The organism is Actinobacillus ureae ATCC 25976 (genome assembly GCF_000188255.1).
Lineage (GTDB): Bacteria > Pseudomonadota > Gammaproteobacteria > Enterobacterales > Pasteurellaceae > Actinobacillus > Actinobacillus ureae.
The window spans coordinates 1036238-1045251 of sequence record NZ_GL831080.1 but is presented as its reverse complement, the minus strand read 5'-3'; the positions used below and the strand labels follow the sequence as shown (position 1 = coordinate 1045251).

Annotated in this window: 6 protein-coding genes and 2 pseudogenes; 3 read left to right on the top strand and 5 right to left on the bottom strand. The window is 40.3% G+C overall.

Features of this window, described 5'->3' with window-relative positions; all coding sequences use genetic code 11:
- Positions 1-225 precede the first annotated feature (225 nt).
- The 5 genes from pepP to uvrB form a co-directional block, all read right to left on the bottom strand.
- Positions 226-1512 carry a Xaa-Pro aminopeptidase gene (gene pepP, locus HMPREF0027_RS04955; protein WP_005622722.1) on the bottom strand — a complete coding sequence of 429 codons (1287 nt, stop codon included), beginning with the start codon at positions 1510-1512 and terminating at the stop codon, positions 226-228.
- Between the two features lie 429 nt (positions 1513-1941).
- Positions 1942-3165, bottom strand: coding sequence for an ATP-binding protein (locus HMPREF0027_RS04950; RefSeq protein WP_005622720.1), 1224 nt, complete (start codon positions 3163-3165; stop codon positions 1942-1944).
- A 136-nt stretch (positions 3166-3301) separates the two neighbouring features.
- Complete coding sequence (locus HMPREF0027_RS04945; RefSeq protein WP_005622718.1) at positions 3302-3691, bottom strand: type II toxin-antitoxin system VapC family toxin; 390 nt, start codon at positions 3689-3691, stop codon at positions 3302-3304.
- Positions 3692-3952, bottom strand: coding sequence for an antitoxin (locus tag HMPREF0027_RS04940; protein ID WP_005622716.1), 261 nt, complete (start codon positions 3950-3952; stop codon positions 3692-3694).
- A 156-nt stretch (positions 3953-4108) separates the two neighbouring features.
- Positions 4109-6130 carry an excinuclease ABC subunit UvrB gene (gene uvrB / locus HMPREF0027_RS04935; protein WP_005622714.1) on the bottom strand — a complete coding sequence of 674 codons (2022 nt, stop codon included), beginning with the start codon at positions 6128-6130 and terminating at the stop codon, positions 4109-4111.
- A gap of 200 nt (positions 6131-6330) precedes the next feature.
- On the opposite strand from uvrB, the gene efeO reads away from it, so the two are divergent.
- The 3 genes and pseudogenes from efeO (at position 6331) to HMPREF0027_RS13010 (ending at position 8953) form a co-directional block, all read left to right on the top strand.
- A complete protein-coding gene (efeO, locus tag HMPREF0027_RS04930; RefSeq protein WP_005622712.1) occupies positions 6331-7119 on the top strand; it encodes an iron uptake system protein EfeO in 789 nt (262 codons plus the stop codon).
- Between the two features lie 14 nt (positions 7120-7133).
- A pseudogene (gene efeB / locus HMPREF0027_RS04925) lies at positions 7134-8323 on the top strand (iron uptake transporter deferrochelatase/peroxidase subunit).
- A 10-nt stretch (positions 8324-8333) separates the two neighbouring features.
- Positions 8334-8953, top strand: a pseudogene (locus HMPREF0027_RS13010) (Fe2+/Pb2+ permease).
- Positions 8954-9014: the final 61 nt, after the last annotated feature.

Genomic DNA, 9014 nt, shown 5'->3' with positions numbered 1-9014 from the left:
GAAAAATCTGCACCTTAACCTGTTGGAGGTTTAGTCCAACTTTGGGGGGCAGATCATAATGATGATCTAAAAATAATCATTACCAACCCTTTTGTCCAATAGAGGCATAGTTTTGCAAAACACCAACCTTTTTGTCTACTATGCCTAAAAAAACCACAGTTTTCACGTCATACAAACAACTTTCCCGTGTATTCCGTGCGTTCTGTGGTTATTTACTTTTCCTATCTACTGAACATTCATAATTGCTTCAATATCAGCAATTTCTCTCGGGCAGCCGCTTGTCAGATTTTTATTACCATATTTGGTAATCAATAAATTATCCTCAATTCGTACGCCAATGCCTTTGTATTGCTCCGGCACATCTGCATCACTCGAAATGTATAAACCTGGTTCAAGCGTTAACACCATACCGATTTCAAGCGGACGATCTTTTTCCGTGCCATAATTGCCCACATCGTGAACGTCTAAACCAAGCCAATGTCCCAAGCCGTGCATATAAAATTGACGATAGGCTTTCTCAGCAATTAACTGCTCCACTTCGCCTTTTAAAATACCTAAGCGGACTAAACCTTCGGTTAGCACTTGTGCTGCCTTTTCATTAGCAATTTTGATCGAACTTTGCGGAACAAGCCATTTAGCTGCTTCTTTCATTGCGTCCAATACGAGCTGATAAATCTCTCGTTGTGGTTCAGAGAACTTACCGTTAATCGGGAAGGTACGGGTAATATCGCCAGCATAGTGAGAAAATTCCGCCCCAGCATCAATCAGCAATAAATCGCCGTTTTTTAGCACTTGATCATTTTCGTTATAGTGCAAAATACAGGCATTTTCACCGCTTGCTACAATCGAATTATAAGCAGGGAATCTCGCCCCAAAGCGGGTAAATTCGTGCTGAATTTCGCCCTCAATTTCCAATTCATAACGATTTGGGCGAGTTTGTTTCATCGCACGAATATGTGCCAATCCCGAGATATGACAGGCTTGCTGAATCAAAGCGATCTCCGCTGTCGATTTAATCAAACGCATTTCCGACAATATCGGCTGCCAATCAATAACCTCTGCAAACTGTTCCGCCACTATGCTATCGCCCCATTCCTGTAAGCCTTTCGCATAATAACAAGCGGTCAAATTTTGCATTTTTTCTGCAAAAACACGAGAAACATCCTCAATATCAAACGCCAAATCCACGTTCAAGGTTTCAGGGGCTTTTTCAATCCCCAAACGGCGACCATTCCACGTTTCCATTAGCGGAGCTTTTTTACGCACAAAAATCACACTCTCGCTTTTACCGTTTTTTTTAATCAGCAACAACGCAGATTTCGGCTCGGCAAAACCGGTTAAATACCAGAAATAACTATCTGGACGGAATAAATAATCGCAATCACTATTACGGCGTTTCTCAGTTTCAGTAAACACCACCAACGCAGAATTATCCTGCATTTGCTCAAACACACTATTTCTACGCTCAACAAACTCTTCTCTCGGCAATTCAGCTAGATAGGCAAGATCCATACTATTCTCCTCTTCAAATATTTGTTTATTCTAACACAAGCAAGCGGTCTGATTTCTCGCAAATTTTACAAAGAAACCGCATAAAAAAAGAAAAAGTCAGTTTAATCTAAGATAACATCGTAAATCAAACTGACTTTGGGGATATTTTTCCCCCTCTCTCTGCTTGTTTCGCTACACGCTTCAACAAGCTGTCTCTCTCCCGCAAGAGGAGAGAGTGTAATGTCCTACAACATTTTCTAGCACAATCCGCCTAAATTTAAATCATATACAAGCGGTCAAATCCGCTGAATTTTTTGCAATTTGCAAAGTTTTCAATAAATTCAACCGCTTGTCATAAACAACTCTCTCCCCCTTGCGGGAGAGAGACAGACTTGAGCAAAGCAACGGCTTTGCGAAAAATCAGAGAGAGGGGAAGCTGTAAAATTAAACTTAAATATACCAAACAGGCAAAGCAACTAAATCTTCCGCCAACCACAAACGTTGTGGATATTGGTTAATAATCACGCCTATGCCGATTTTAATTTCGGATTCAGGAAAATTATCCTTCAAAATGCTAAAAGCCTTGACCATTTTTTTATCAGGGCTTGCCGATGTTTTGATTTCCACTGGGTATAAAGTGCGGTCATATTCAATCAGTAAATCAATTTCTTTTTGATTGGTATCTCGATAAAAATAAATCGGCGGCTCTATCCCTTTGTTGTAGAAAGATTTAATAATTTCGCTCACGGCAAAAGTTTCCAAAAATTGACCGCTTTTAGCCCCTTTTGAAATAGTTTCGGGCGTGATCCATTTGGTTAGCCACGCCATTAACCCCGTATCCAACATATACACTTTTGGGGTTTTAATCGCTCGTTTGAGATGATTATTGCTGTATGGCTTGAGCAAATAAATGATTCCCGAGGTTTCCAAAATCGCCATCCAACGTTTGATAGTATCCATCGACACGCCCACTTCTTGTGCCACATTGCTGTAATTTAGCAACTCGCCACTACGAGCGGCAATCGCTACCATAAAACGAGTGAAATCCGTGATACTACTCACATTCGTGAGTGAGCGAACATCTCGTTCAATATAGGTGGAAACGTAGGAAGCATAGTAAATTTCCCAATTTGTTTCTTGCTCATACAAGCGTGGCATATAACCTTGATGAATAATTTTCCAAATGTTTTCAATAGGTTGTACCACTTTCTCTCGAGCAAAAATATAATCTTGCGTAGGAATAAAAGGTAACGAAAAATCTAGCTGTTGAATTTCTCGCAACGAGAAACCTTGTAATTTCAACACCGCTACTCTCCCCGCTAGGCTTTCCGTCACATTTTGCATTAAGTGAAAGGCTTGCGAACCAGAAAGCAAATACAACTCTGACGTTTTTTGCTTATCAATCACCAATTTCAAGCTAGAAAATAACTCCGGTACATATTGCACTTCGTCTAAAATCAACTTACCTGAATAGTTAAGCATAAATAAGCTAGGATCGTTTTTTGCCATTGATAGCACCATCGGATCATCAAAGGTCACATATTGATAATCTTCACTAATATGCTGTAACAGCGTGGATTTCCCCACTTGTCTTGGTCCTGTCACCAACACCGCAGGAAATTGTTTGATTAAAGCCTCAATCAACGGCTTCATTTGGCGTGAGTAAAGTTTCATAGCTAAAAATCAGTTTAATTTAAGATAATATCGTAAATTAAACTAGAAAATACAGTACAAGTAAAGAAAAAGTTAGTTTAATTTAAGATGTAATCGTAAATTAAACTAACTTTTGGATATTGAGCTAGGGCAGAAATTACTTCCACCAATTTTCTAATACGAGATTAGGGATAAATTGAAAGGCTTTATCGCTGGAAACAAGAATACATTCTGTTACTAGGGCATGAGCTCCAATCATTTGATCTTGAATGCCCATGATTTTGCCTTCTCGTTCCATCTCTGCTCGCAGCTGACCATACACTTCCGCCACTTGATAATCCCAATCCATCACCGTAATTGCAGATAAAAAAGTATTTAAAAATGCAGTAAGTTTCTGATTATTACGTTTTTTTACACCATAAAACAACTCTGCAGCCGTGACCGATGAAATACAAATCAATTTCGGATTAAGTTGTTGTAGTTTCTTAACCACAGTAGGCTCTTGCCTAAAGAAATAACTCACCGTATTAGTATCTAGCATATACATTTAAAAGCCCTCGAACGGATCTCGAGTTGCCATTTCTTGCTTGCGATCTTGTTCTGATAAAAACTGCTCATCACATTCAAGCATTGGTAATAACTCAAAGACTTTCTGCCAATTTTGCTGATTGCGAGAACGTATCGAAAGCGTAATATCGCCGTTTGCTTCTTTAAACACATAAACTTGCTTCGCATTAAACTCAAATTCAACAGGTAATCGTACGGCTTGATTACGCCCATTTCTAAATAAACGTGCGACTTTTTCCATTTTATTGCTCCTTTTGATGAGAGGTTTGGCATATGCTTTAATATATGACTATACGATACCAATGTCAAAGCAAGCGGTTAAATTCGCTTGATTTTTTGAAATTTACAAAATTTTGTCCACTATCCCAAAATTTTCAATAAATTTGACCGCTGTTTACTAAACCTCCAACAACACCGCCTTTAACTGCCCAATTTTATCCCTTACTGCAGCGGCTTTTTCAAACTCAAGCTCCTTAGCGAAATCTCGCATTTGTTGTTCTAATTGTTTGAGCTCTTTTTCCAGCTCTTTGCGGGATTTTGGTTTGTAGGTATTTGCAGATTTTTCTTCAATTTTGACCGCTTGTTTGCCACGTTTCGGCTTGTCGGTTTGTCCGATGTCGAGCAATTCTCCTACTTTTTTGTTAAGGGCTTGCGGGATAATACCGTGTTCTTCGTTGTATTTTTGTTGTTTTTCTCGGCGACGTTCGGTTTCGGTGATCGCTTTTTGCATAGAATTGGTAATGCGGTCGCCGTAGAGAATCGCTTTGCCGTTAAGATTTCGAGCAGCACGTCCGATAGTCTGAATTAATGATCGTTCGGAACGTAAAAAGCCTTCTTTATCCGCATCTAAAATCGCCACGAGCGACACTTCCGGCATATCCAAGCCCTCACGCAATAAGTTGATACCGACCAATACGTCAAACATCCCCATTCGTAAATCGTGGATAATTTCCACCCGTTCTACCGTGTCAATATCGCTATGCAAATAACGCACACGCACACCGTGTTCATCGAGATAATCGGTTAAATCTTCTGCCATTTTTTTGGTTAGCGTAGTAATTAGTACACGTTCATCTACCGCTACTCGTTTGTGAATTTCGGACAGTACATCATCAACCTGCGTCGCAACCGGACGCACTTCAATGATCGGGTCTAATAATCCCGTTGGACGAACCACCTGATCCACTACATCGCCATTCGATTTTTCTAATTCATAATTACCCGGTGTTGCCGAGACATAAATCGTCTGCGGTGCAAGGCGTTCAAATTCTTCAAAACGAAGTGGACGGTTGTCCAACGCAGACGGTAAACGGAAACCGTATTGCACTAGTGTTTCTTTTCTAGCTCGGTCGCCTCGATACATACCGCCGATTTGTGGTACGGTAACGTGACTTTCGTCAATAATCAGCAAACCGTCCGCCGGCATATAATCGAATAATGTCGGAGGCGGTTCGCCCTCTTTTCTGCCTGACAGATAGCGTGAATAGTTTTCAATACCCGAGCAATAGCCCAACTCATTCATCATTTCAATATCGAATTGCGTACGTTGGGTAATGCGTTGTTCTTCCAACAATTTATTTTCTTTGATGAAATATTCGCAGCGTTCCACCAGTTCTTGTTTGATTTCTTCAATTGCATTCAAAATACGTTCACGAGGGGTAACATAGTGAGTTTTCGGATAAATGGTGTAGCGAGGTACTTTGCCCAAGCTATGTCCAGTAAGCGGATCGAATAACGAGAGGCTTTCGATTTCATCATCAAATAATTCGACACGTAACGCCATTTCATCCGATTCAGCCGGGAAAATATCAATCACTTCGCCACGCACACGGAAAGTCGAACGCTGGAATGCTTGATCGTTGCGAGTATATTGCAATTCGGCAAGACGAGCGAGGATCTCTCGTTGGTCGATAATTGCCCCAACCTGCAAATGCAACATCATTTGCATATAGGCGTCCACGTCCCCTAAACCGTAAATGGCAGAAACCGAGGCAACTACGATGGTATCTCGGCGTTCAAGGAATGATTTGGTTGCCGACAGTCGCATTTGTTCGATTTGTTCATTAATCGACGCATCTTTTTCGATAAAAGTATCACTACTCGGCACATAGGCTTCCGGTTGGTAATAGTCATAGTAGGAAACGAAATATTCCACCGCATTTTCAGGGAAGAAGGCTTTCATCTCAGCATATAGCTGGGCGGCAAGGGTTTTATTCGGCGCAAGCAACATAGCAGGGCGATTGAGTTGAGCGATCACATTGGCAATGGTAAAGGTTTTACCCGAACCGGTTACCCCAAGTAACGTTTGATGTGCCAATCCGTCATTTAGCCCTTCGGTCAATTTGGCAATCGCTGACGGCTGGTCACCAGAGGGTTTAAACGGGCTGTGTAAAATAAAAGGTTTGCCTTGCTTGCTCATATAACATCCTATCCGAGAAAATTTATCGTTATTTTAACATAAGCAAGCGGTGAATTTTTTAAGAAAATTTGCAAATAAAAATATGAATTAGATCACAAAATTACCAGCATTAATTTGATAATGATTATTAATAAGAATATAGTTGCAACACTATATTTAGCTAAAAGGACATTTTTATGTAGTTAACAAAATTAGCAGCTTTGCTTTCGGGTTTACTACTCACAACTCAATCTTTTGCTTTAGATTTAACGAAAGAAACCGAAGTATATAAGCAATTTGTGGTTGAACAGATTGATCAATTAGTGACGGATACGGAAAAGTTTGTTGATTATTTAAACCAAGGCGATGTGCAAAAAGCGAAGCAAATTTACTCGCTTGCACGAATGTATTTTGAACGTTCAGAACCGATTGCCGAAAGTTTTGGTGATTTAGATCCTCGCATTGATGCACGTCTTGCCGATTTAACCGAAGAAAGTAAAACGGAAAAAGATTGGTCAGGTTTCCATAAAATCGAAAAAGTCTTATGGGAAAAAAATACGACCAAAGGTACAAAAGCTATTGCGGAACAGTTACTGAAAGACGTTAAAGAATTACGTGCGAAAATTCCGACGGCGGAAGTTACGCCTGAATTAATGATCACCGGTGCAGTCGATTTATTAAGTGAGGTGTCCACCACTAAAGTAACCGGCGAAGAGGAAATTTTCTCTAAAACCGACCTTTACGATTTTAAAGCCAACATTGAAGGGGCAGAAAAAATCTATGAAATCTTTAAACCGCAATTAGACAAAACAGATGCGAAACTTTCGGCGGAAATTGCCACTCGCTTTGCTGCAGTCAATACCTTACTGGCAAAACACAATAAATCGAAAGACGGTTACGATTACGTAGCTTATAACACTCTGTCAAAAGCGGATGTGAAAGCACTAGCCGAAGCGGTAAATCAACTTGGCGAACCGTTAGCCCAATTAGGTGTTCTATTAGAGAAATAAGGTAGGAATAAATTATGGCAGACACACATTCTCGCCGTGATTTTCTAAAAAACACCGCATTGGTAGGAGCAGGCTTATTATCCGCTCCTACTTTTGCTTTAGAATCACGACAACTTAGCTCACACGTACAGAATCAATATCCTTTTTACGGTCAACATCAAGCCGGTATCGTCACCCCTGCACAAAAACATATCTATTTTCTCGTCTTGGATTTAGATACTACTTATATTGTAAAAGTGAAAGCAATTTTTCAGACTTGGACAAATTATAGCCGTAATTTGACACAAGGTAAAATGTAAAACCCTATAGCAATAATGCCTATGTTACGCCGGCTGATACCGGTGAAGCGGATAGCTTAGATCCGCAACATCTCACACTCACTTTTGGCATCAGTGCTGCTTTCTTTAAAAAATTAAGTATTGAAAAACATAAGCCGACCGAATTACAAGATTTGCTACACTTTCCTCGTGATCAATTGCAAGCTGAATTTAGCGGCGGCGATATTTGTATTCAAGCCTGTGCCGACGATCCTCAAGTTACCTTCCATGCGGTGCGTAATTTAGTGCGGGCTGTTCGTGGTGAAGTCAAAATGAAATGGTCGCAAATGGGCTTTAACTCATTTTTAAATAATGAAACGCCACGTAACTTATTTGCATTTAAAGACGGTACCGCAAATGCCGAGAGTTTAAAAGATCAGGATAATGTGGTTTGGGTACAAAACGGTTGGCTACAAGGCGGTTCTTATTTAGTGGTTCGCCGTATCAAAATGTTCTTAGAAACTTGAGATCGTACACATTTAAGATCGCAGGAAGAAACCTTCGGGCGTTATCGTGATTCAGGGGCGGCACTTGGTTATAAACACGAATTTGAAAAATTCGATCTAGCGAAAAAAGATGATAAAGGTAATCCAGTGATGCCGGAAATCTCGCATACACACCTTGCCCATAAAACGGGAGTAAAAATGCTCAGACGTTCGTTCTCCTACGCCAGCGGTATTGACGATAAAGGGCAATTTGACTCGGGCTTACTGTTTATTTCGTTCCAACAAAACCCCGAGCAATTTATCAAAGTACAAAACGCTTTAGGAAATATCGACAAAATGAACGAATATATTACCCATATCGGCAGCGGCTTATTTGCCTGCTTTGCCGGTGTAAAAGACGAAAACGATTATCTTGGCAAAGCCTTATTCGATTTACTCTAAGGAATAGCAAATGACATTAAAAAAATTAATCATCATTCCTCTGCTCTTTGCTAGTTCAATCACATTAGCGAAAGTAGACGTTAGCCCGTTATTCGTACAGCTTTCTGAAGCAATGGCAGAGCTTAAAAAAGGTGAAGTTGCAAAATCTCAGCAAAATTTGACCGCTTTACAATAGGCCTTTAAGCAGTTTGAGGCGCATCATTCGGAAGCGGGTAAAACGTAGCGGATGCTTTAAGCCAAGCAATTAAAACTACGGATCTAGCCAACGTAGAAAATGTCGCTAAGCATCTATACCGTTTTGAAAAAGAACAAAATCCGGTGGACTATGCAGCTAAACACCAAACTTTCGTTAAACAAATGACCCCACTTTATCACAAGTTACAACGTGCGGCACAAACCAAAGAGCTTAAGCAAATCAGAGTGGCGGCACGTTATTTCGGTAAAAATTGGGCGAAATACGAAAAAACGATCCGTGAAATGAGTTTAACTCACTATGGTAAATTTGAACGTTCACTCGGATTAATGCGGATTGCGATTACCGCTGAAAAACCGGATATGGCTAAGATTGAACGGAGAGTAGCTGAATTGGGCAAAGTAATGGCTAAGTTTAGCCAATTTAAAGTGCAATAATTCAGATAAAGCAAAGGGCGTTTAACACGCCCTTTTCCCTTAAAGGCATAGTAGACAAAAA